21 protein-coding genes are annotated in these 20,848 nt (G+C 39.3%); 17 read left to right on the plus strand and 4 right to left on the minus strand.

All coding sequences use genetic code 11. From position 1 onward, the window contains the following. Positions 1–320 (plus strand): hypothetical protein (locus Q0Q74_RS09530; protein ID WP_294430267.1); only part of this gene is annotated, 320 nt, incomplete at its 5' end. A 57-nt stretch (positions 321–377) separates the two neighbouring features. Here Q0Q74_RS09530 and Q0Q74_RS09535 read toward each other — a convergent pair. Continuing rightward, complete coding sequence (locus tag Q0Q74_RS09535; protein WP_294425270.1) at positions 378–1,028, minus strand: helix-turn-helix transcriptional regulator; 651 nt, start codon at positions 1,026–1,028, stop codon at positions 378–380. Between the two features lie 195 nt (positions 1,029–1,223). Here Q0Q74_RS09535 and Q0Q74_RS09540 point away from each other — a divergent pair, with 195 nt between their 5' ends. From Q0Q74_RS09540 to Q0Q74_RS09600, 13 genes are all read left to right on the plus strand, one after another. Then, on the plus strand, positions 1,224–1,388 hold the full coding sequence (locus tag Q0Q74_RS09540) for a hypothetical protein (RefSeq protein WP_294430268.1): 165 nt from the start codon (positions 1,224–1,226) through the stop codon (positions 1,386–1,388). Between the two features lie 108 nt (positions 1,389–1,496). Further along, on the plus strand, positions 1,497–1,625 hold the full coding sequence (locus tag Q0Q74_RS09545; RefSeq protein WP_294430269.1) for a hypothetical protein: 129 nt from the start codon (positions 1,497–1,499) through the stop codon (positions 1,623–1,625). A gap of 156 nt (positions 1,626–1,781) precedes the next feature. After that, the gene (locus Q0Q74_RS09550) at positions 1,782–2,831 is read left to right on the plus strand and encodes a hypothetical protein (protein WP_294430271.1); all 1,050 of its coding nucleotides are present in this window, start codon (positions 1,782–1,784) and stop codon (positions 2,829–2,831) included. Positions 2,832–2,848: 17 nt separating this feature from the next. After that, positions 2,849–3,415 (plus strand): ParB N-terminal domain-containing protein, encoded by a 567-nt coding sequence (locus Q0Q74_RS09555; protein ID WP_294430272.1) that lies wholly within the window; start codon positions 2,849–2,851, stop codon positions 3,413–3,415. A gap of 281 nt (positions 3,416–3,696) precedes the next feature. After that, positions 3,697–5,175 (plus strand): plasmid recombination protein, encoded by a 1,479-nt coding sequence (locus Q0Q74_RS09560; RefSeq protein ID WP_294430274.1) that lies wholly within the window; start codon positions 3,697–3,699, stop codon positions 5,173–5,175. Positions 5,176–5,661: 486 nt separating this feature from the next. Then, a complete protein-coding gene (locus Q0Q74_RS09565) occupies positions 5,662–6,360 on the plus strand; it encodes a FliG C-terminal domain-containing protein (RefSeq protein WP_294430275.1) in 699 nt (232 codons plus the stop codon). Further along, positions 6,347–7,969, plus strand: coding sequence for a PcfJ domain-containing protein (locus Q0Q74_RS09570; RefSeq protein ID WP_294430276.1), 1,623 nt, complete (start codon positions 6,347–6,349; stop codon positions 7,967–7,969). The genes Q0Q74_RS09565 and Q0Q74_RS09570 overlap by 14 nt, the downstream gene beginning before the upstream one ends. Before the next feature lie 48 nt (positions 7,970–8,017). Continuing rightward, on the plus strand, positions 8,018–10,273 hold the full coding sequence (locus Q0Q74_RS09575; RefSeq protein ID WP_294430278.1) for an AAA family ATPase: 2,256 nt from the start codon (positions 8,018–8,020) through the stop codon (positions 10,271–10,273). Between the two features lie 22 nt (positions 10,274–10,295). After that, positions 10,296–10,952 (plus strand): hypothetical protein, encoded by a 657-nt coding sequence (locus tag Q0Q74_RS09580; RefSeq protein WP_294430279.1) that lies wholly within the window; start codon positions 10,296–10,298, stop codon positions 10,950–10,952. A 3-nt stretch (positions 10,953–10,955) separates the two neighbouring features. Beyond that, positions 10,956–11,306: a hypothetical protein gene (locus tag Q0Q74_RS09585; protein WP_294430280.1), complete on the plus strand. Its 351-nt coding sequence runs from the start codon at positions 10,956–10,958 to the stop codon at positions 11,304–11,306. An 11-nt stretch (positions 11,307–11,317) separates the two neighbouring features. Then, the gene (locus Q0Q74_RS09590) at positions 11,318–13,741 is read left to right on the plus strand and encodes a leucine-rich repeat domain-containing protein (RefSeq protein ID WP_294430282.1); all 2,424 of its coding nucleotides are present in this window, start codon (positions 11,318–11,320) and stop codon (positions 13,739–13,741) included. Further along, the gene (locus tag Q0Q74_RS09595; protein WP_294430284.1) at positions 13,725–14,684 is read left to right on the plus strand and encodes an ADP-ribosylglycohydrolase family protein; all 960 of its coding nucleotides are present in this window, start codon (positions 13,725–13,727) and stop codon (positions 14,682–14,684) included. The genes Q0Q74_RS09590 and Q0Q74_RS09595 overlap by 17 nt, the downstream gene beginning before the upstream one ends. Before the next feature lie 82 nt (positions 14,685–14,766). Beyond that, positions 14,767–15,039 carry a DNA-directed RNA polymerase subunit alpha C-terminal domain-containing protein gene (locus tag Q0Q74_RS09600; protein ID WP_294430286.1) on the plus strand — a complete coding sequence of 91 codons (273 nt, stop codon included), beginning with the start codon at positions 14,767–14,769 and terminating at the stop codon, positions 15,037–15,039. A gap of 48 nt (positions 15,040–15,087) precedes the next feature. Here the strand turns inward: Q0Q74_RS09600 and Q0Q74_RS09605 are convergent, their stop codons facing one another. The 3 genes from Q0Q74_RS09605 to Q0Q74_RS09615 form a co-directional block, all read right to left on the minus strand. Beyond that, a complete protein-coding gene (locus Q0Q74_RS09605) occupies positions 15,088–15,522 on the minus strand; it encodes a hypothetical protein (RefSeq protein ID WP_294430288.1) in 435 nt (144 codons plus the stop codon). Positions 15,523–15,578: 56 nt separating this feature from the next. After that, positions 15,579–16,295, minus strand: a complete 717-nt coding sequence (locus tag Q0Q74_RS09610) for a sigma-70 family RNA polymerase sigma factor (protein WP_294430290.1) — start codon at positions 16,293–16,295, stop codon at positions 15,579–15,581. A gap of 129 nt (positions 16,296–16,424) precedes the next feature. Then, positions 16,425–16,721, minus strand: a complete 297-nt coding sequence (locus Q0Q74_RS09615) for a hypothetical protein (protein WP_294430293.1) — start codon at positions 16,719–16,721, stop codon at positions 16,425–16,427. A gap of 105 nt (positions 16,722–16,826) precedes the next feature. Between Q0Q74_RS09615 and Q0Q74_RS09620 the strand changes: the two genes are divergently transcribed. The 3 genes from Q0Q74_RS09620 (at position 16,827) to Q0Q74_RS09630 (ending at position 20,798) form a co-directional block, all read left to right on the plus strand. Next, entirely contained in the window at positions 16,827–17,066 is a 240-nt protein-coding gene (locus Q0Q74_RS09620; protein ID WP_294430294.1) for a hypothetical protein, read from the plus strand. A gap of 145 nt (positions 17,067–17,211) precedes the next feature. After that, on the plus strand, positions 17,212–17,646 hold the full coding sequence (locus Q0Q74_RS09625) for a hypothetical protein (protein WP_294430296.1): 435 nt from the start codon (positions 17,212–17,214) through the stop codon (positions 17,644–17,646). A gap of 128 nt (positions 17,647–17,774) precedes the next feature. Continuing rightward, the gene (locus Q0Q74_RS09630) at positions 17,775–20,798 is read left to right on the plus strand and encodes a right-handed parallel beta-helix repeat-containing protein (protein ID WP_294430297.1); all 3,024 of its coding nucleotides are present in this window, start codon (positions 17,775–17,777) and stop codon (positions 20,796–20,798) included. Positions 20,799–20,848: the final 50 nt, after the last annotated feature.

Here is a 20,848-nt window from a genome sequence, read left to right on the forward strand (position 1 = left end):
CTAATGAAATATCCCCAGCTAATATCCCTAGCTCTAATGAAATATCCCCAGCTAATATCCCTAGCTCTAATGAAATATCCCCAGCATTAAGAAATAAAATTGCTGCTTTAGGAAAACGACAAAACAAAGAAATTGTAAAAAGTTTGATAATTGAATTATGTAAAGAATCACCTAAGACAAAGAAACAATTAGCGGAAATATTCCAAAGAGATGAAGAATATATGAAAAAATTTTATTTGTCAAAAATGGTTGGTGTAGAACTAGAACTTGCAATTCCGAATAATCCTACCGATCCGAATCAGGCATATAAGGCAAGATAATGTTACAAAAAGTTTTATAAATAATGGCTTGCTAGTAATCCAGCAAGCCGTTGTCATTTATATATTTTTCATTTCTTTTTCGCGTTTTAGCTGGCGGAGCTCAAGTTTTGAAGTTATATAGTTGTCTATGAACTTCTGATCTTCTTCTTCAAGACAGTCGTAACCTTTTAAGAGTCCAGGATGAGATTTAGCAAGGCCATAAATATGTGCATCAAAATCTTCCTGATGATATTCATCCTTTGTTAAAAGCCACTGAAGAGAAACTTTCAATTTATTTGCTATTTCGGGCAATACATTTTCTGGAAGATTTGCTTTTCCATTAACCCAATTTATTAAAACTTCATAATCGACAATATTACTCAAATATTTTTTATGCAGCGATTCTATATCATAGTCATAGTCTTCATTATTTTGGCGCAAAACTATTTCAATTCGGTATAAAATGTTTTTTCGACTGCATGGATTCTCGTCGTTATTAAATTCATTGGCATTTTCATACTGTTCGCCATATACCAGCCAATCCAAAGACACATTCATAAACTTAGCTACTTTTGCTACAAGTTCAATTGATGGCAAAACATTTTTAGCTTTCCAAGATGAAATTGTTGAATTCGGAATATCTACTAATACACAAAATTGACGACGGCTGATTTTCTTTTCTTTGAGATAATTTTCTAAAATTTCAACAAATTCTGCACTAGTTCGCATAAAAACCTTGACTTTGAGAAAAGATAGTAATATATTATTTATATGTACGAGTTTTAAGACAGTTGATTATAACTTGTACATAATTACTAATCAAAAACCTGTTAGGTCAGTGATTTGTAATGCTTGTAAAAACATTTTATCACAAAATGCTGTTTTTTTGAATATCCCGTCAAAGAAATAGCGAAGGAGTTGCTAATGCAAAACAATTTTGATTTGGAGTTGAAACAGATTCAGCTTCAAAATGAAAAACTTTTTCGAGAGCTTTCGGCTATCACTAAGATGCTTGAAAATCCATCAGAAAAAGTTTCATTCGAAAAGGAGTTCTACACAATTGAAGATTGTGCTGGACTTAAAGGTTGAGCTGCACTCAACACTTACAAGTGCAACCGCTTTCTTCTTCCAGGTTGTGGAAATCCAAAGTATTCAGTTTTCATTGCTGGCCGCTTAGCTTTCCCTCGCGATGAAGTTATGAAGTGGCTTAAAATCAGCGATGCAGACTACATCGATTATGCCAAAGAGTGCGGAGTAACCGTTGTACCTGAAAAGTACATTCGTCTTGCACAAAAGGCACGGCAAAAAGAGGGGGTGGCAGTATGACCTCAGAAACAAAAATGCGACTGAGCGGCAACTCAATCGCATGGGCAGGCAGTTTTGTAAACCATACTAAAACTAACCATAGTTCTACTTATATCAGAAAAGTATGTTTGTTTCTAGATACCGGGCCTTTCTATGGAATGTACTACAGGAGGACTTGTGAGCGAAACATACTGTTTTAATGCGGATACATCTGAGGGAAACTTTACAATCTTAAACAATACTTGTATCAGAGATTCAAGACTTTCATTAAAGGCAAAGGGGCTTCATACATACTTTATGTCGCTTCCGCCGAACTGGAGCCTTTATAAATCAGAGCTTGTAAAACACTGCAAGGATGGAATCGAATCCGTCAATTCAGCCTTAAAGGAACTGATTGAATACGGCTATGTTGAAATCACAGAGCAGAAAAGATCTGAGAACGGACGATTCTCAGGAAAGGCTTACGGATTTCATGCAAAACCCATAAAGAGCATTCCAGATAAGCTGTTGAAAGATGAAGATAATCCATCAGATGATGAACACCGTCACGGATTTCCCGCAACGGTAAAACCGTCAACGGAAAACCCGCTACTACTAACTACTAATAAACTAAATACTGATAAACAAAGAACTGAACTAACTAACCCGAAATCAGAAAAAGTTAGTGAGTCAGTTTTTGTAAATATCATAAAAGGTTTATTTGATGATGAATATTCCTTCGACAAGAACTTTGAAGCTGCTGTTCTAAAACATCTTGCAGATGCAGGTATCGAAGAGATAAATCTTGAGGCGTATCTGAAATATGTTTTTGAGCGTACAAAGCTTGGCAATGTTCAGAAGTCATTTGAAGGTTTGTTCAGAAAGCTTGCACTGGCTAATTCGATAATTCGGGATTTTAAGAATTCTTGTTTTAACAAAAAAGCCGAAGAAACGCAGAAATCTGAGCAGCATATCAAATACATTGACTGCCCGATTTGTTCTACCTGCTTCAAAGAATATGACTTCAGCTGTCCGACTTGTGGAGTTTCCGTAAAAGAAATCAAAGACCAGAGTCAAATTGATTTCATCGTGAAAAAGAAAATCTACGAAATGTCGGATGCTGAAAAAGCAGCTTATGAATCGGCCTGGAACGAATTGACTAAACAAGTGAAAGAGCGGACCGGTAGGCCGTTCCTGCTTGAAAACGAAAAAATCCAGTTCTGGAAAGAATATGGAATCTTAAACTAAATACTTGGGAGACTAAGATGAGATTTAATTTTACAAATACAATCAAGAATAAGATTAAGAACATTCAGAAAGCAGACCAGAAGAAAATCCTTAAAATCAAGGATATCGAATTGATTTCTGCGTTTGAGAAACTTCTGGCTATGGATGATACTGTCGTAAACGCAATGACAGAATCTATGAAAAACGAAGGCTTTAAGCCAGGGCATGAACTGCATATTTGGGCGCATGACGGAAATTACATCCTGATTGACGGCCATACGAGACGCTTTTGCGCAATTAAGGCTGGGCTTACCTCGGTTCCGTGTATTATCCATCATTTCAAAAGTATAACTGATGCGAGAGCTTTCGCTCTTAAGGAACAAATAACACGTCGGAACCTTTCCGGTGAGGCTCTTCTTCAGGCAGTAGCTAATTTTAATTTTGAAAAGGCAAAGGTAATTCTGGTGCTGAAAAAGGAAAAGCCAGCGAGATTATCGGTAAGCAGCTTGGAGTTTCTTCCAAGACTGTTGAGAAAGCCCGACTTGTACTCAAAGAGGCAAGTGAAGAGCAGAAGGAAGGCATTCGCAAAAATGAGCTTTCAATAAATCAGGTCTATAATCAGATTCGCGGTAAAGCCTCTGCAGAAAAGCCAGAAGTCAATCATCTAAAGTTTTCTGCAAAAGAAAAAGCCTTTGTCGATGGAATCCGTTATGCAATCACTCAAATAAACTCCGGCATCAGTCTCAAAGAATTGTATCATCAGACAGAAGAAACTTTCGATTATTCAAAGATGACCACCAGCCTGAAAGAAACAGACTTTTCAAAACTGTTTGAACAGACGGAAATAGAGCCATCATCAACACCCGCACCAGAGGAGGCATAGCTTATGGCAGATAAGAAATACGGTATTTTCCGAATTGAAAAGATAAAACTGTGTGATGGTGGCGAAGCAATGGGAAGACTGAAACATGCATATCGCGAATTCGAAAGCGATTCTTTTGATCCAGAACTCACGATAAAAAATCTTGCCTTTCAATATGATTCTGCGAAGGAAGTCATGAAGGCTTATAAAGAGCGGGTTAAGTCAATTACAACCGATAAATATAAGCCACCTAAAAATTCAGTCGGACTTTATGAATGCATCGTCACATCGACTGCTGGAGCTATTCCAGAGGAACGCGAACAGGAATTCTTTGAAAAGACTTACAAGCAGCTTTGCAAAACTTTTGGAGAAAAAAATGTGCTTGCGGGAACGGCTCACAGGGATGAAACAACGGTCCATACCCACTGGTTTATAACACCCATTTTTCTTACAACAAGTATTCTTCGCCGTACTCGTGTAGAAAAGAAGAACGGTACTTATCGAACAGTAACACAGCCGCAGCTTAATGCAACGCACTGGACCGGAAGCCCTGCTCTGATGAGTGAACTTCAAAACATTATGTGGGAAGGAATCTTCAAAGACTTTGGACTTGAGCGTGGAGAAATTGCGTTGACTCCCGACCGTACAAAGAAAAAGAAGAATGTCCGCTCAGATATCAAAAAGCGGGATGTTGCACTTGCTAGGAAGGAAAGAAATTTGCAGCAGATAGATGAAAAGCAAAAGAAGGAAGCTGAAAGACTTGAAGAACAGAGAAAAGCTCAGAACAAGCGGGATGATATTTTTCTTAAGGACAAAGTTGCTTTCAGAAAGGAAAAAGCTGATTTTGAAAAAGAGAAAGTCTCTGCAAGTCAGAATGCCGTGGAACAGTATGAGGAATACATGAAATCCCAAAAGCTGAATACGGCTGACATTCCACGGCTTCCAATTCCTGAAATGAAAGAAAATGTTTATGGCTATCATCTTAGAATCAGCCCTCTTTTTGATGCTGTAGCTTCAAAGGCTAAACAATTTTTTGAGCAGATAAAATATCTCAAAAAAAAGCATCAAGAAGAAATCCAAAAACTCAAGGAAGAACACAAGGCAGACTTAGAAACTGCAAAATCAAAGGCAGAATCTGAGAAGCAAACTGCGGTCAGAATTGCGGTTGAAAAGGCTGTTCTTGCTAAGGCAGCCGAAAAGGATGAGACCATCAATTCCTTGAAACTGGAAATCCAGAAGGAACGAGCTGAAAAGGAAAAATGGTACAACATCCTTTTTAAGAAGTTCACAATTAAAATTGGAGGACAACCAGTTGAGATAAACAAAGGTGTAACCGATGCTTATATTGAAAAAAGCAATCAGTTAGCTGAATGGGAAAATCGAACAGGTGATGAACTTATAACACTTGGAACCAGTTATAAAAGATTCAATGTTCGAAGCTGGACTGATTACCTGAAGGCAAAATCAAGACAAAGAAGTATTGCCCAAGGTAGAGTTCGCTAAGTATTATGCCTGGCAAAGAGTTTTTGTAGTTTTCGCAAACTTCTTTGGCAGGTATTTTTGTTAGCGAAACATTTCGCTTTCTGAAAAAACAAGATTTTCGAAGAAAATCTCAGTGTTTGGCACCGTAGGTGAGCCGGTACGGTTCTATCAAACCGTAACTCATTACGGGATGATAGCAAGCCATCCCCCCTCCATTCGCCACAGGGGCAAAAAAGCCCCTTTTGGATTACCCCGCAGAAAAGACAACCTTTCCCGCACCCTATCCCTGAAAATCTTAAAAGCGAAAAGTTTCCCTTTCCCCGCTTTTAAGATTTTCAACAGCCCGTTTCACTCTGCTGTACCTCCGAGCACCGCCCAGCCGTTGCATCACTGCCAACATTCTGTTGGATTGACCAGACGTTTCACTTCTGGACTTGGAATAGAACTGATTTGCTGATTTTTTACGCCTCAATCGGAAAGCAATATATTTCCCATTGGAGGCGTAAGATGAATGAAATCTCTGAGAAAAAATCTGAAATCCTTAAATCATTAAACGAACAATTTAAATCTAAAATCTTTGAAATCGAACAAAATCGTCTGATTTTGAGGAATCAAATCTTACAATCAATCGAAAATCTCCCTGCTGAGAAAAAACTTCCCATCATAAAGATACTCGCTGACTTCGGAAAAGAATTTGATACAGAAATCCAAATTGAAAAATTCTTGACTGATACGATTCAAACCTTTTTTGAAAAAATGACGACTTATCTCTGTGGTGGAGACAAGCGACTTAGGGAATGTCTTTGGGAACTTGGTGACGAAGTTTTTCTGGATATAAAGAAAAACCTGGCTGAGTCCGGGCATGAAGATGCGTACAAACATATTGAAGAATTTCTCTTTACATTCGATGACATCGTGCGGCTTGATGACCGCGACATTCAGAAAGTCCTTCGTGAAGTCGATACTGCTGATTTGGTAAAAGCATTGGTTATTTCAAATGAAGAACTGAAAAATAAAATCTTAAAAAATATGTCAATCCGTGCGGGAGCAATGCTTACGGAGGACATAAAATATCTAGGAGGAGTGCCTCGCAGGGATTCTTTTATGGCGCGAAAAACGGTTGTAAATGCTATTTACAGGCTTGCAAAGTGCGGGGAAATTGTGATTCCCCATTTTGAAGGAGAGATTTTAGATGACTTATACTAAGCTCTGGTATTGTTCGGCCTATAAAAATATTTCTGGAGAGTGGAAAGAAATCCCGTCTGAGCTGGAAGATGAGCGTATTATTCCTCGTGAAATACAGAATGGTCGGATTCTTTGTCCGGTTCACTGTCTCTGGGAAGATTTTAAAGCGTCTGGGGAATTTGATATAACATGCTCCAGAGGACAAAAAATTCATGGACTTCTCGTACCCTATTGGTCTGCAGAAAATGTAAAATATTGGTGGGATACAAATGGCATTTTATTTCTCGATGATATTAGAAAAAACAGGCGAGTTTGGAAAGCAAAGAACTTTAATGAGGACAATTTTCCTCGATTCATGGTTTCACTTTCTGTTGATACATCTGAATGTTCTGCACTCATAAGAGAAAGAATCATTGATAATGATAAACTTCCTTCCATAAAATTAGGAAGTCTCGCTCTCACTAGAGTCCCAGAAAAACGCGAATACACCAGCGTATTCTTCCGCGGGAAATATGTCACCCACTCTGATTTCAGAAAATGCGTTCCTTTTAAGAAAAAAAAGATTTTTGAAAATCTGGACCGCAGATGGGGGGTAGGTTATCCAGACACTTTTGCCCCATGCATTTCATCTGAAATGGAACTGGCGGCAGAAAGACTTCTCGCTTCATATACAGGGAGAAAAATCCGTATAAACAAAAATTATTACAGGGGCTTTAAACTGCTTCTTGCCCTCGCAAACTATCCGTACGAGGCGAATATTTATGCTTTCAATATGTTCTTTGAACTTTATGGCGAGGCTAGACGGATTTTTTTAGATCGTGATAATCCTGACATTTACAATGAACTCTGCGATAAAATGAAGATAAAAAGTTTTCCAGCATTGAGAAAGTTTTTCGAAATAAAGCCCGGGATTCTATTGTGGTACAAATATCTTACGGATATGGGATTCCGTGACATAAATGTTATCATGGGTATCCTGAAAACCTGCTACGAGACAGATACGAGCTTTTTGAATAATATCAACGATTATATTCCGTTCACTGATAATGATGATTATTTTATCTTTTTCTGCCAGTATTCGATTCCGAAAAGGGGCGAGCGTGCGACATGGAAAGCCCTTAATCGTGAGCCGGATATGAATCATAAAGACAGAGAGGATGCTGCCAGAATCTTTGAGAAATATTTCAATGAGCTGAAAGATGAGGAGAAAGAGCAGGTTCTAAAAGAAGGTTTTACCCAGCGGACTCACGATATGCTTTCAAAGATTGCGCACAATATGGAGAATCCGAACATAGTTTTCAGTTACAGTTCTGCACAAAAGAGCCTTGAAGATAAGATTGACGGAGTTAAATTTCATCTCCCTGACGACAGCAGTGCCATGCATTCTCTTGGTTCTGTTATGCACAACTGCGTTTTCTCATATGTGGAATATGTTGAAAAAGGAGAGTCAACGATTGTTTATGCAACTTTCGGCCATAAATATGTGATGTGCATTGAAGTGGGCGAAAATGGCAATATAGTACAGGCTCGGGGAAATTATAATGAAACTCTTAAAGGACAGGCAAAAATCACATTCGAGAAGTGGTGTATAAAGCACGAGCTGGATTTCGATTCAGTTTACGATTATTGAAAAAGCAATATATTTTTGCGTAAAAGTTAGAGTAAAGAGGAGTTGCTTATGATGTATTTATATCCGCGTTCGATTATGGGATTTCCTGAAGAGGAAGTGGAAATTAGACTGTGCTATTTGTACAGTATTTTGTCAAAGACTCCGAATCCGCAGATAGATGAAGAGATGGTAAAAATGATTTTTGCATTTGCCAGAAGACTTGAAAAGACAGAGCGTTTGAGAAAAGTCCTTGATTTCCTCATTACAAAACTGTGGAACGATGACAAACTTAACCTTGTCCCGGAAGATGAGCGTGACAATACATGGAGTTTTAACAGTCGTTTTAAATATCATTTTTATGAGGATGAAGCTGTCGGTGACAAATTCAGTTGTTATAGGAGTAACAATGAAAATTATATAAATTTTTTACGCTGTATTTTTGCGGGTGGAATTTCTCTTCTTGCACGAATCCTTGAAAATGTTTTCTTCACAAGCCGGAAAGATTTTTCTTTTAAGCCTGTAAAAATGCCACAACGAATCAAAAAAGCCATGGAAAGTCTGACACTCACAAAATTCCTTGTTGATAGCGGTGCTCTTACCGAGAATCAGGCTTTTTTCCTCCAGGCGGTTTATCGTTTTAGCACTACCTCTGAATTCAGCGACTCTTTCAGCCGCTACAACTATGAGAATTCAGATATTTTTGAAAAGATTGGTCTTTCCGAAGAGCAGGTTGCATCTGTACGGGAGAATCTTGTGGTTGGAGTTTTGAACGGCTTTTTTGACAATGATCTTGATATTTCTAAACTTGCGATTGCATGTGTCAAAGCCCAGAGCCTTCAGCCATATTTCAATGATATGTCCCGTCCATTGAGCCTTGATGACGCATTTCCTATAGAGTCTTTTTCTATTAAAGAAGACGAAAGAAAACTCGTGGAGTCTTTCCTCAAAGGCGATGACAGCGCAAACATTCTTCTTTATGGGGCAGCTGGCAGCGGAAAGACTGAATTTGCGAAATCAATTGTAAAAGCGTGTGGAATGAATGCGATTCGTTTTAAAAACAGTTATGAGACTGAGAACAGCACTGAAGCAGCGATTTCTGCAATCAATTCGTGCCTTGCAATCAAGCGTAAGAATACTGTCTTCATAATTGACGAGGCGGAAAGCATTCTTGAAACAAAGCCTGTTGACGGATTGTTCGGTACAGTCTGCCGTAAAGCGTCTGTGAATAAAATTTTTGAGCGTTGCCAGAACAAGGTAATCTGGATTGTGAATTATACAAACAGAATGGACGACTCAACCAAGCGTCGTTTCACCTATTCTGTAAAATTCGACAAGATGAGCGAAAAAAATATGGAAGAAATTGCCCTCTCAAGGCTTTCAACGCTTCCTTGCTCGTCTAATCTTAAGAAAAGACTGCTTACCCTTTGCTCGAAATATGATGTTACGGGTGCATCCGTGGGTAATATGATGACAGTGATGAATTCATTAAATGAAAAGGACGAGGAAAAAATAGAGAATACAATCAAAAAAGTTCTCGAATCAAATTCGACCTTGCTTTACGGTCAGGCTAAAATGCGGGAGAAAACAAAATCGTCGTATGATATCTCTGTTTTGAATTCAACCGTTCCTGCTGAAGAAATCGTCGAGATGGTTGAGAACGCAAAAGCCTATGCCCAGAAAAATGATACCGGGGAAGAAGGAATCAGAATGCTCTTTTACGGACTCAGCGGAACTGGAAAGACGGAATTTGCCCGCTACATTTCGCAGAAGCTCGGTAAAAAAATACTGCTGAAACGAGCCTCAGATATAATCAGCAAATATGTCGGGGACACGGAAAAGAATATCAGCGAAGCTTTCAATGAGGCGGAGCAGAACGACATGATTCTCCTTTTTGATGAGGCAGATTCTTTCTTCCGTGACCGTGAACACGCTCAGTATGAATGGGAAATAACAAAGGTAAACGAGTTCCTTACGCAGATGGAAGAATTCAAGGGAATCCTTATTTGCACGACGAATCTCCGAAAGATAATGGATAAGGCCATGCTGCGCCGCTTCCACATCTGCACGGAATTCAAGGCGCTCAACCGGGACGGAATCGAAAAACTCCTGAAGCGCTATTTTCCTTCTATTATATTTAACGAAAAGCAGGTTGATTCGCTTGACCGCTATGACAGCGTGACACCGGGCGATTTCGGTTCGATTTCTGGCAGAGTGCGGTTTATGGCTCCAGCTAAAGTTACGGCGGATTACATCACAGGCGAACTGATTGAGCTTCAGAAAGAAAAAGACGGAAAATCCGGCAGCGTGATTGGTTTTGTTGCATAGAAGAATTTAGGGAGGTAAAAGAATGGCAGACAGAGATGAGGAACTTAAGGAATTGCTTTTGAACTACGGCGAGCATATTCTGGTTTCTGTTTATGACGGAGACCAGACCCACAAAAACCGCCGTAATACAAAGAGAGCAAGGATTCTTGAAAAAATCATAATTGAAAACGGATTTCCTTACAAGAAAATCGTGATAGACCTTCCGAACCGCGAGTCAGTGCATTATTTTGTCGTGTACGGAAACGAAGAAAAAATTAAGGCCGCACTAAACGAAGAGCCGAATCACTTCAAGCTGATGACTTTCTTTGATGACGAAAAATTCAGGGAGATTCTTGAAGAAACGGCATTTCACCATCCTGTCACGGCGAAGGAAAAAGAAGAGTGCAGGGCACGGCATGAAATCTTTCTTGAAAACCTGTATGAGCCGCCATCGTCCTGCGGGGGCTGGGATTATTATTCTAGTTACGGGGATTGTTCTTTCCATTACATAAAGAACAATCTTCACTGCTTTATTTTCCGGGTTCAGGAGAAAAATGCATTCAAAATTTCAATCGGAAGCACGAGGCCAATCGGAGTTTCTCTGGACACCTTATATGCAGACACATGGGAAGAGGCTTTCGAAAAGATGGCGGCGTGGACACTGCAGACCAGACTGAGCAGACGAAAGCAGGAAGGATGAAAAATGACAAAGACCGTTTACTACAATTATCTACGGACTCAAAGCGAGGAGACGATAAAAAATCTGTCGTTTCTGAGATTTGAGGGGCGGTATCAGAAAAACGATGACGGCTGGTACTATATTTACTTTGAAAAAGAAGGGGAGAAACTTATCGTTCCCCAGATTGGTGAAGTGACGAACAAATTTTTTCGAAATCTGGTTGGTGGCGAATTCCTTTCAGACACGAAAAGTGTCGCTCGGCATTTAACACATGGAACTTATTTTGCTGGCAAAAAAGCTCCGGGATGTTTTTCTGAGGCAATATCGTATAGCTTTAGATTGAAACAATTCTATAAGGAAAAAGGAATCTTATAATAGGAGCAGATATGGGAAGAAAATCAAAAAATCTTACTCAGGAAGAGATTGATGAACTCGTGAAGAAACCTCCGCAGGATGATAATATTGAAATTGATAGAAATAAAATTACACTTCTTTCGCAAGATGATATCGATGAGCTTTTAAAAGCTGTCGGGGATAGCATTGACGAGGAAGAAAAGAGTGGTGTTCGAAAGTGTCTCCTGAAAATTCTTGAAGCAATGGGAGAATATTCACATTGTCAAAGTGAAATCAGTTGGTTGTCTCCTGACCAAAGCGTATTCTCTGTTGAAGGCGAAGAAGAGCCTGAAACCTGGCCTGAGGAAGTTCTAAATGAAAATCATGATAAGATTTACAAGAACTTTGAGAAGATGAGAAAAATTCCAGGGCGGATTCTGCGGTTGAAGAGAGAACTTAAAAAACTTTTTGATGAAGAGCCGCTCACACCCGTTCAAGTAAAATTCGCTAATAAAGTCCTCGTCAACATTGCAAAAAGTTTGATTGAGAATTATGAGCTGAGTTATCATCTTAAAAGATTCCCGCACAAGGAACTTGAGGAAGTCATCAAAATCCATTTGGATTATATGGTTTCGCTCAAAGAACTCTTTCTTTTCCTGGAGAATGCAGAAAACAACCCACTTTTTTCAAACAAAGAACTTCGGGAAAAATGGTGGACTGAAAAAAGGGAAAATATGCTTGCTCTTCTGCAAGACATTGGAAGTGCTGAGGCTTATGAAAATGAAGAGGTTGCCACTTTGGGCACTCTTGGAAATTTTTCTGAACTTTCAACGGAATTTGATGAGAAAGAGAGGGCAAAGTGGGATATTTTCTTTGAAGGGAGAAAAACTACCTCGCCATATAAAAATTATTACCTCAACTCGCTTTTTGCTGGTAAAAAGAAAGTTTTTGGTCTGACCCGTGATGATATGTACTCGCTTATTTGTATGCCTTATCTGATTTATCACGGCGACAGGCGAGGAACCAAAGAGTTCATAAATTGCATTGAAAATAATGTGACTCGTGAAGTTGAATATGGAAATGAGCCTGATGATTTTGATAACGGATTTCTTGTTGAGGACGGAATGCTTATTAGCTGTGGCAAAAATATAACCGTAGCAAAGATTCCGCTTGGTGTAAAAGAGATTTCAAGCACAGCCTTTGTCGGATGTGATAAACTTTCTTCTATATATATGCCATCCAGCGTGCAGAAAATCGCCCCTTTTGCTTTTGAGGGGTGCAAGGCCAGTGAAATCTATTTTGAAGGAAGTGAGCGGGAGTGGAACGCTGTTGAAAAAGGTTACGGATGGAATCTTGGGATACTTCCCCCAGTCGTTCATTGCACGGATGCTGATTGTGACATCTCGCTTTTTATTGCGAACAAAGAGCTTATCCGCTGCGCAGAAAATGCAAGGTCTGTTTCAATTCCAGAAAATGTAACGGCGATTGGACATGGGGCTTTCTTTGATTGTGCAAAGATTGAAAAAATTGTGCTTCCGAAAAACATCAACAGAATTGGGGGCAGAGCTTTCACAAATTGTATTTCTCTCAAAGAAGTTATTCTTCCCGAAGAAATAGAAATAATAAATGAAGCGGCATTTGGTGGCTGCGAATCTCTCGAAAGTATAGCAATTCCAGAGGGCGTAGAAGAAATCGGGAGAAATGCGTTTTTAGGTTGCTTGAACTTAAAATCTGTGACTCTCCCGGAAAGCCTTGTTGAAATCGGACAGGATGCGTTTAGATTTTGCAGGAACTTGGAATCGCTCATAATTCCCAAAAATTTGACAGCCATAAAAAGGGATGCGTTTTATTCGTGCGGCATACCTTTAGGAATAAATGTGTCGGAAGAAAACGAGCATTTCTGCTCCGAGGATGGAATCCTATACAGCAAAGACAAAAAGCAGCTGATTTTTTGCCCGAATGAACACCCGGCAAAGGATTTTAAAATCCCCGAAACAACAGAAAAGATTTGCAGGAATGCGTTTGCTCATTGCAAGAATCTCGAATCTGTTTATATTCCTGCGACTGTCAAAATAATGGGGGACGATATTTTTGACGGTTGTGAAGAACTTAGGAGTGTATTATTGGAAGAAGGAATTGGGAAAATCCCTAGTGCGGCTTTCATACGATGCAGAAAACTTTCTTCTATTACTATACCATCAAGTGTTAAAGAAATCTGCTCGCTTGTTTTCTATAACTGTGACTCCTTAAAAGAAATAAGATTCGCAGGCACTCTTTCCGAATGGAATTCTGTTAAGCGAGACGACCATTATGAAAGCAACCTTCCTGTGAACAAAGTGATTTGCAGGGATGGTACAGGCATTTTCACTACAGAGGACGAGACAGAAGCTCTTTTAGAAGAAACGGATGAGCTTTTAGCAGATGTTAATAAAGATCTTTCGAAGGATGGGAAAAAAGGAAATGGCAAAAACAGATGATTTGATTTTTGGTGTGGCGACTGGAGATGCAATGGGCTTTCCGGTTCAGTTTTTTAAGCGGGAGCAGGCAAAGGCGGCGAATGTTACAAAAATGCTCGCTCATTGGACAGGCAATTATCCTGCTGGAAGTTGGAGCGATGACACAAGCCTTACCCTTGCCCTTGCAGACAGTCTTGGTGAGACCGGGAGCATTGATTATGACGATATCATGCGCCGTTTTTTGCTTTGGCTTGAAGGCGGAAGTTACACGCCCAAAGGAAAGACTTTTGACATCGGACAGACCTGTTTTAATGCAATCGAAAGATTCAAAAAGGGCGTACCGCCGTTAGAGTGTGGCGGGCAAAAAGAAAGAGAATGCGGAAACGGCTCTCTTATGAGAATCTCTCCGCTCGTGTTTTATATCCAGAAGAAATTCGGAGAAAGGGCGTTTGAAAATCCACAGGTTTTTGAGCTGATTCACAACGTATCCCGCCTGACTCACGCTCATCCGATTGCACTCCTAGGCTGTGATATTTTTGTCGCAATGCTTTTTTCTTTACTGAACGTAAGCAAAAAAGAAAAGGCTCTTTTGTTCGCTTATGAGAAAGCCCTCTCATTCGTTGAGCAAAATCCAGAATACAAAGAAGCATTCTCAAAATATGACCGGCTGCTTGCTCCTGATTTTTGTACGCTTCCCGAAGGAAAAATCGCCAGCACAGGCTATGTCGTGGACACGCTTGAAGCCGCCGTCTGGTGCTTTCTTACGACAGATTCTTATCGAGAATGTATTCTCAAAGTAGTGAATCTTGGCGGAGACACCGACTCGATTGGGGCTGTGGCAGGCGCGATGGCAGGTCTTTATTATGCAGATTCCCTGGAAAAAGGAATCCCAGAAGAATGGAAAGAGCTCCTTCAAAACAAGGAACTGATTATGAGCGTGGCGGAAAAACTGGCTGAATCGTAAAAGTTTACGATTCCAAAAAAAGCAATATATTTTCAAGTGCCTGCACAAATCGGGCAAATACATCACTTATAAGGAGTTTTGTATGAGAACAATCAAAGAAGTTATGGATTTGAGCGTGACGAACCTGGATTTTTCGGTTCGTTGCACGAACTGCATGAAGAACATGAATGTTTCAACATTGAGCGAGCTTACCGCAAAATCAAAGGCAGAAATCGCAAGTTCTCGGAATGTCGGGAAAAAGAGCCTCGAAGAAATCGAATCAAAGCTCTCTGAGTTTGGTCTTTGCTGGCAGATGACAGACCGGGACTGGCTCAACTGGGGAGTCTCTCATATTGAGTGGATTAAGCGGCACTAGGGGGAAAAAGTGGGGGCATTTAGCCCCCCCTTTGCATTAAGCAACATTTTATCTAGCTATCAGTATTCGATATTTTGCTTCGTTCTTATTTTCTTCTACGCACATGCCAAACAGAGCATTTACATCGTCGTGAAGATAAGGTTTGAGCTTATTAAAAGTATTGCGTATTTCGTTAAAGTAAATGTCACAATATTGAAAAATAAGCATTTCTTTGATTTTTGCTTGCCTTTGTTTTACAAAGCCTGATATTTCCGCTTCTGTATTTGATTCGAAATATTCCGCATGTTGGCTTTCAAATATATGTAAAAGGTCATATTTTTCAATATGAAAAATACTTTTCTTAAGGATATCATTAATCAGCATATTTATCTTGGCCCTTTCTTCTTCTTTGAATGATTTTTCAAATGAGTCAAGAAAGGCTTCAAAATTAATTGCTTCATTGTCTGCGTTCTCTGTAAAAGTTACACCAAAATTATCTATCAATTTTCTCTCCTCGATGCACTCTTATTCGAGATTGTAGACATTTAGCCCCCATTGCTTTAAGCAACATTTTTCAGATTTTTCTGAAGGACGCTCACAGCCTGTTTGTATATGTTGAAAGCCCACTGCTTTGTTTTGTTGTACATCGTTCCGATTTCGGCGAAGCTGTATTCTTTTTGGGGTTTGCCAAGACCGTGTTTAAGAATCACTATCTCGCGATTTATTTTCGGAAGATTACCGAGTACTTCCCAGACTTTTTGTTTCGTAAGTGAACGCAAAGCTTCCTCTTCCGGCGAAAAAATCCTGTCATCGCTTATGTGAGAGAGAAGATTTTCTTCATCATCAGAATCAGTGCAGGCATCAAGACTTAAAACTGTCGTCCTATTTTTGATAGCATCTGAAAGATTATGCCTGCTCTGGCGGATTGTGTAGCCGCAGTCATTGATTGCTTTTGGAATTGAGTTCAGAATATCCCACTTTGCGAAAGTGATGAATTTGATGTCTTTTTCGGCGCTGAATTTTCTGAGACTGTCTTCCAGGGCAAGATAACCATCAACAACAAGCTCATCGAGATCAAGCCCTTTGTTCTGGTATTTTTTTGCGATGGTTGTCACATAGCGGAGGTTTGAGCGAAAAAGAGTATCCTTCGCCTTTTTGTTTCCGTTTTTTGCAAGTTTGATGATTTTCTTTTCTTCTTCGCGGGAGAGTGGTGGCAGGGAAGCGGCACAGATTGTGCTGATTCCAGAATTAAAAGATGATGTGTGAAAATATGACATTACGTCCTCCTTTTAGCAACATTTACACCAGAAACTCTGGCGACCGCCGTGCAATAAGAGCCAAATCAAGCGGTCATTAAGTGTTATAAACTATTTATGTAAAGATTGTACGAACGAATGTAAAAACTTTCAAGTCCAAATTTTTGCCCAGTTTGCCCAGTCTTCATCCGACATGTCCAAAGTCAAACCTTTTCCAGCAAGGGCTTCAATAACACCTCTCACTGTTTTCGAATTATTAAGGTAAAGTGTGGGATGATCTAAGTTCTTTCTTGCAGTGAGCTCACCTACTGAAGTGATTCCGAGATGTTGCAGATAATTAGCACATCTTACGTTCAGAGACAGAATCTCAATAGGTGACTGTTTCATTTGATTGATAGCAGCTTGCGCTTCATTGTTTTCAGTTATTACAAATTCTTGATCTTTCATAAGTTAGATTATATTGCATTTTCCCAGGACCGTAAAATTTTACGATTACAAAATATGCAATATATTTTAGGTATCTGATTCACAAACTGAAGAAAGAACCGAACTATGGAAGTTGAAAAGATTTATGAAATAATGGGTATAAATTCAGACCTAAAAACAATACAAGATATTCTGGATGCCATAACAGAAAAATACGGAGCTTTTGCTTGTGATACCTGGAGATTTGCGAGTTCCAAAAGCATCTCAAAAAACGAGGTAAAAAATTATGTAAAGAAAATGTATATGGATTTTAACAATGACAGTTTTGAAAAATTCTACAGTCTTGGACTGGAATGTTTTCAATGAAAACGACCAAAAATACTTTGCTGTACGACGTAAAATACTTTTCTGAGTGACCATTTAATTAAATTTTACGCTCTAAGCAAAATGCAATATGTTTTTAACTGCCTGTGAATATCGGGCACTTAAATCATTTTTTGCAGGAGACTCTATGAGCGAAAGAAAACAACAGTATTCAGAAATGACAGAGGCGGAAAAAGAATCGATATTCAAAATCTGCAAGAAATTTGTCTGCCTCTTAGAAAAAGCAAGAAGACAAGGAATCCTTGCGATTGAAGAAAATCTGGATTCCTTGCACGAAGAAATAGGCGGTATCAACGGAATTTTTATGCAGAAACTCCTGTACTTTGTTGTTGACGGAACAGACGGAAACATCATCTCGTATATTGCGAATCATTATACGGATTCAACCTGTCAAAACGACTATGAGAGATTGTGCTTTGCGATAATCCAGGAAGGTACCCTCGCTCTGCAGAACGGCGACAATCCCCTGATACTTGCCGAACGCCTCACAAGCTATGTGGGACTGAGCGAATCGGATTCTTTTCTGGAACGGATTTATGAGAACTATGACAGGCGGAGGTAAGGAGAGCCTTTTTCTTTTACGATTCGCTGGTAAAGCGATATATTTTCATTAATGCAATTCATTGGAAAATATGCATTCCTATAGTATAATTAATGCAAAAACAGAAATATCTCGGGTAGGATAGAAAAATGGCAGTTTGCAGCAATTGTGGAGTCGAGCTTGAAGAAGGACAGAAGTTTTGCTTTGAATGTGGAACACCAGTTCCCCAGTCGAAGAAGTGCATAAAATGCGGGGCGGAGCTTGCCCTCAAAATGAAATTCTGCCCGGAATGTGGCACGAAGCAGGACGGAGAGCCAAAGGCAGTCAACTCAGACGGCCTTAACATGGGCAACGAGAATGTGATTGCGGGCGATGTAATCGGGCACAAAGAAGAGACCCATGTTGCTGGCAATGCCACGATTATCAAGAATGAAGACCAGACCAAGCAGGTCAAGAAATGCCATGTTTGTGGAAGCATCGTCCCAATTACCCAGGGCTTTGAATGCCCGGAATGCGGGCAGTTCACCTGTGATGACTGTTATGATGAAAAGCACGGAGTTTGTACCTCATGTGCCGAGAAAAAGTCAAAGGACAGTGTTGACCAGTACAAAAATGCCCTCAAAGAAGTGCTTGCGGACGGTCGAATCGAGCTTTCTGAGCGTAAACAACTCAATGCCCTGCAGCAAAAATTCGGGATCCCTTCGGAAGTTGCACGCAAACTCGAAAATGAGATGAAAAACGCCGGTGCGGAGGAAAAATCCCTCACGATATTCGAGGACAGAATCTATAACGAGGCAAATACTTGTTTTTATGATGATGGGAATGTAAAAAAGGCACTGGAACTTCTGGAGCCAGTCTATCAGAAGCACAAGCATGATGAAAAAATCCTTGATTTGTACCTGCCGGCTCTCGCAGAAGTTGATTCAGAAAAGGCACTTGAAATCACTGGCTCCCTAGAAATCGATGTTCTTTCTGCATACATAACGGAAATCAGTCTTGCGGTCAGGAACAGAGACTTTGACAAAGCGGAACTCAAAATAAAGCAGGCAATGCGTATGTGGCAGGGGAATGCCCTTGCGAACAGCTGGCGCGTAGCCTTCTATTACGCCATGTACAAGCATTTTTCCGACAAATCATTTTTTGATAAGGCAAAAGAAATAGCCGAGACTTTGGATGAGACTCAGAACGAGCTTGAATTAAGCTATGCCGTAAAAATGAAGGCCGTCCTTGCGGAAGAAGCGGGCGAGCCGAAACTGGATTTTAACAAGGAATTCTGCAAGGAAAACAACTTGTTCTGGCATATTATGTGCGTAAATCCAATTAGAATGATGAATTTAGAAGAATGTACCGTCGGTAAAGACAAGGACTGTGATTTTTCTTCTGTTCAGGAAGGTCTGGACTCTGTTATGGAAGGCGGAACTGTTCATGTAAAGCCAGGCATATATAAAGAGCATCTTGTTTTTGAAAAATCACTAAAACTTATTGGCTGTGCGGATTCTGTTAAAGACAAAGCATCAAAAGATTTGCCTATTATCGTGCTTGATTCTGAGAAATTCTGTGATTTGAAGGTTCCTGTTGAGATAGAAGGCCTTTGTTTTACCAACGATGAAGAAATAGATTTCTCAGATATGGGCGATTATGAATTTGATGATGCTGACGGTGGGGATTATGACGAAGATTACAGCCTTTGTTGCTTACGAGTTGAAAGTGATTCCGTCCTAAAAAACATCGCCGTCTTAGGCTCTGCATCTCATGGCATTATATTTGCTTCTGGAAAAGCAAAAGCGATGAATTTATTTATTTCGCAGAATGATACAGATGGTATCGTATGTGTGAATGATGCCGAACCTGAGATTTCAAACTGTGAGATTTCACATTGCTACGCTGGAATTGATGTTGTTGATAAATCATCTCCAGTTCTGACAGAATGCTTAATTAAATCCCGATTATGTATCTCAGAAAATTCAAAGCCTAGAATAAGTAACTGTGAAATTTCCGAGGAATACTATGATGGTATATATATTACTGGAAATTCTGAGCCTACAATAGAAAAATGTAAAATTCACAATGCGGGTGGAGTAGGAATTAGCATTAACTTAGAGGCAAAACCTCAGATAACAAATTGTAAAATTTTTAAGAATGATGAAGAAGGAATATATATTTCAGATTCTTCTGCGCCGCGAATAGAGAATTGTGAAATCTATGATAATAAACGAAATGGAATCTGGATTAGAAATAAAGCCGCACCAAAGATAATGAACTGTAAAATCCACGACAACAAAACAAAAGAAAAAAATTATCCTGGTGTTATTGTTGATGACGATTCAAAACCTCAGATTACAAAGTGTGAGATTTATAATCACCTTTCTTGTGGTATCTGGGTTCGAAAGAATGCAACTGGTATTTATGACGGCTGTAAAATACATGATAATGAAGAAACAAATGACAAGAGTTGGTACGATTCTGAACTCAGTATTAGAGACAATGCAAAACCTATAATAAAGAATTGTGAAATCTATAACGCTTGGTGGAATGGTATTTGTATTCGTAATAATGCTGCACCAAAAATAGAAAACTGCAAAATTCATGATGGAAAAGTTGAAGGAGATGGTAATGGTATTTCTATTAACGATGATTCAAATCCTCAAATTATAAAATGTGAGATTTACAATTTTGACGGATGCGGTATCCGCTCGGAGTGGTGGGGAAAAAATAGTTCAAAGCTTATTTGCGAAGGATGTAAAATCCATAGTTGTGGTACAGGCCTAGAACTTGCTGGAACAATAAAATCTTGCGAGATTTTTAAAAACAACACTGGAATTATCATGTATGAGGGTAGAATTGAAAATTGTAAAATTTATAATAATTCCAGTGGAATTGATAAACTAAATTATAAAACAATAATCAAGAATTCTGAAATATTTAATAATTCTTCTAGCGGAATTTACATTAATGATCGGGGGTTAAAAAAAGAACTTAATGCTGAGCCAGAGGTTTATATAGAGACATGTAAATTGTATAACAATGAATCTGGAATTTGGATTGAAAACTGTAAAGAATTCTCGATAGAAAATTGTGAAATCTATGATAACAAAAAAAAGGCCATAGATAATAAGACTTCAATTTTTATTGACACATCTTCATGCGAAATTTGGAACAATGGAGAGAATTAAGCGAAAATGGGAAAAAAGAAAACCTATACTGCTATTTGTGGTAAAGAAAG

The sequence above is a fragment of the uncultured Treponema sp. genome (assembly GCF_946187725.1).
Taxonomy (GTDB): domain Bacteria; phylum Spirochaetota; class Spirochaetia; order Treponematales; family Treponemataceae; genus Treponema_D.

Bases quoted from the DNA above. Each gene is read 5' to 3' on its own strand.
- Q0Q74_RS09535 (WP_294425270.1), bottom strand. From the start codon at position 1,028: ATGCGAACTAGTGCAGAATTTGTTGAAATTTTAGAAAATTATCTCAAA.
- Q0Q74_RS09540 (WP_294430268.1), top strand. From the start codon at position 1,224: ATGCAAAACAATTTTGATTTGGAGTTGAAACAGATTCAGCTTCAAAAT.
- Q0Q74_RS09545 (WP_294430269.1), top strand. From the start codon at position 1,497: ATGAAGTGGCTTAAAATCAGCGATGCAGACTACATCGATTATGCCAAA.
- Q0Q74_RS09555 (WP_294430272.1), top strand. From the start codon at position 2,849: ATGAGATTTAATTTTACAAATACAATCAAGAATAAGATTAAGAACATT.
- Q0Q74_RS09560 (WP_294430274.1), top strand. From the start codon at position 3,697: ATGGCAGATAAGAAATACGGTATTTTCCGAATTGAAAAGATAAAACTG.
- Q0Q74_RS09565 (WP_294430275.1), top strand. From the start codon at position 5,662: ATGAATGAAATCTCTGAGAAAAAATCTGAAATCCTTAAATCATTAAAC.
- Q0Q74_RS09570 (WP_294430276.1), top strand. From the start codon at position 6,347: ATGACTTATACTAAGCTCTGGTATTGTTCGGCCTATAAAAATATTTCT.
- Q0Q74_RS09575 (WP_294430278.1), top strand. From the start codon at position 8,018: ATGATGTATTTATATCCGCGTTCGATTATGGGATTTCCTGAAGAGGAA.
- Q0Q74_RS09580 (WP_294430279.1), top strand. From the start codon at position 10,296: ATGGCAGACAGAGATGAGGAACTTAAGGAATTGCTTTTGAACTACGGC.
- Q0Q74_RS09585 (WP_294430280.1), top strand. From the start codon at position 10,956: ATGACAAAGACCGTTTACTACAATTATCTACGGACTCAAAGCGAGGAG.
- Q0Q74_RS09590 (WP_294430282.1), top strand. From the start codon at position 11,318: ATGGGAAGAAAATCAAAAAATCTTACTCAGGAAGAGATTGATGAACTC.
- Q0Q74_RS09595 (WP_294430284.1), top strand. From the start codon at position 13,725: ATGGCAAAAACAGATGATTTGATTTTTGGTGTGGCGACTGGAGATGCA.
- Q0Q74_RS09600 (WP_294430286.1), top strand. From the start codon at position 14,767: ATGAGAACAATCAAAGAAGTTATGGATTTGAGCGTGACGAACCTGGAT.
- Q0Q74_RS09610 (WP_294430290.1), bottom strand. From the start codon at position 16,295: ATGTCATATTTTCACACATCATCTTTTAATTCTGGAATCAGCACAATC.
- Q0Q74_RS09615 (WP_294430293.1), bottom strand. From the start codon at position 16,721: ATGAAAGATCAAGAATTTGTAATAACTGAAAACAATGAAGCGCAAGCT.
- Q0Q74_RS09620 (WP_294430294.1), top strand. From the start codon at position 16,827: ATGGAAGTTGAAAAGATTTATGAAATAATGGGTATAAATTCAGACCTA.
- Q0Q74_RS09625 (WP_294430296.1), top strand. From the start codon at position 17,212: ATGAGCGAAAGAAAACAACAGTATTCAGAAATGACAGAGGCGGAAAAA.
- Q0Q74_RS09630 (WP_294430297.1), top strand. From the start codon at position 17,775: ATGGCAGTTTGCAGCAATTGTGGAGTCGAGCTTGAAGAAGGACAGAAG.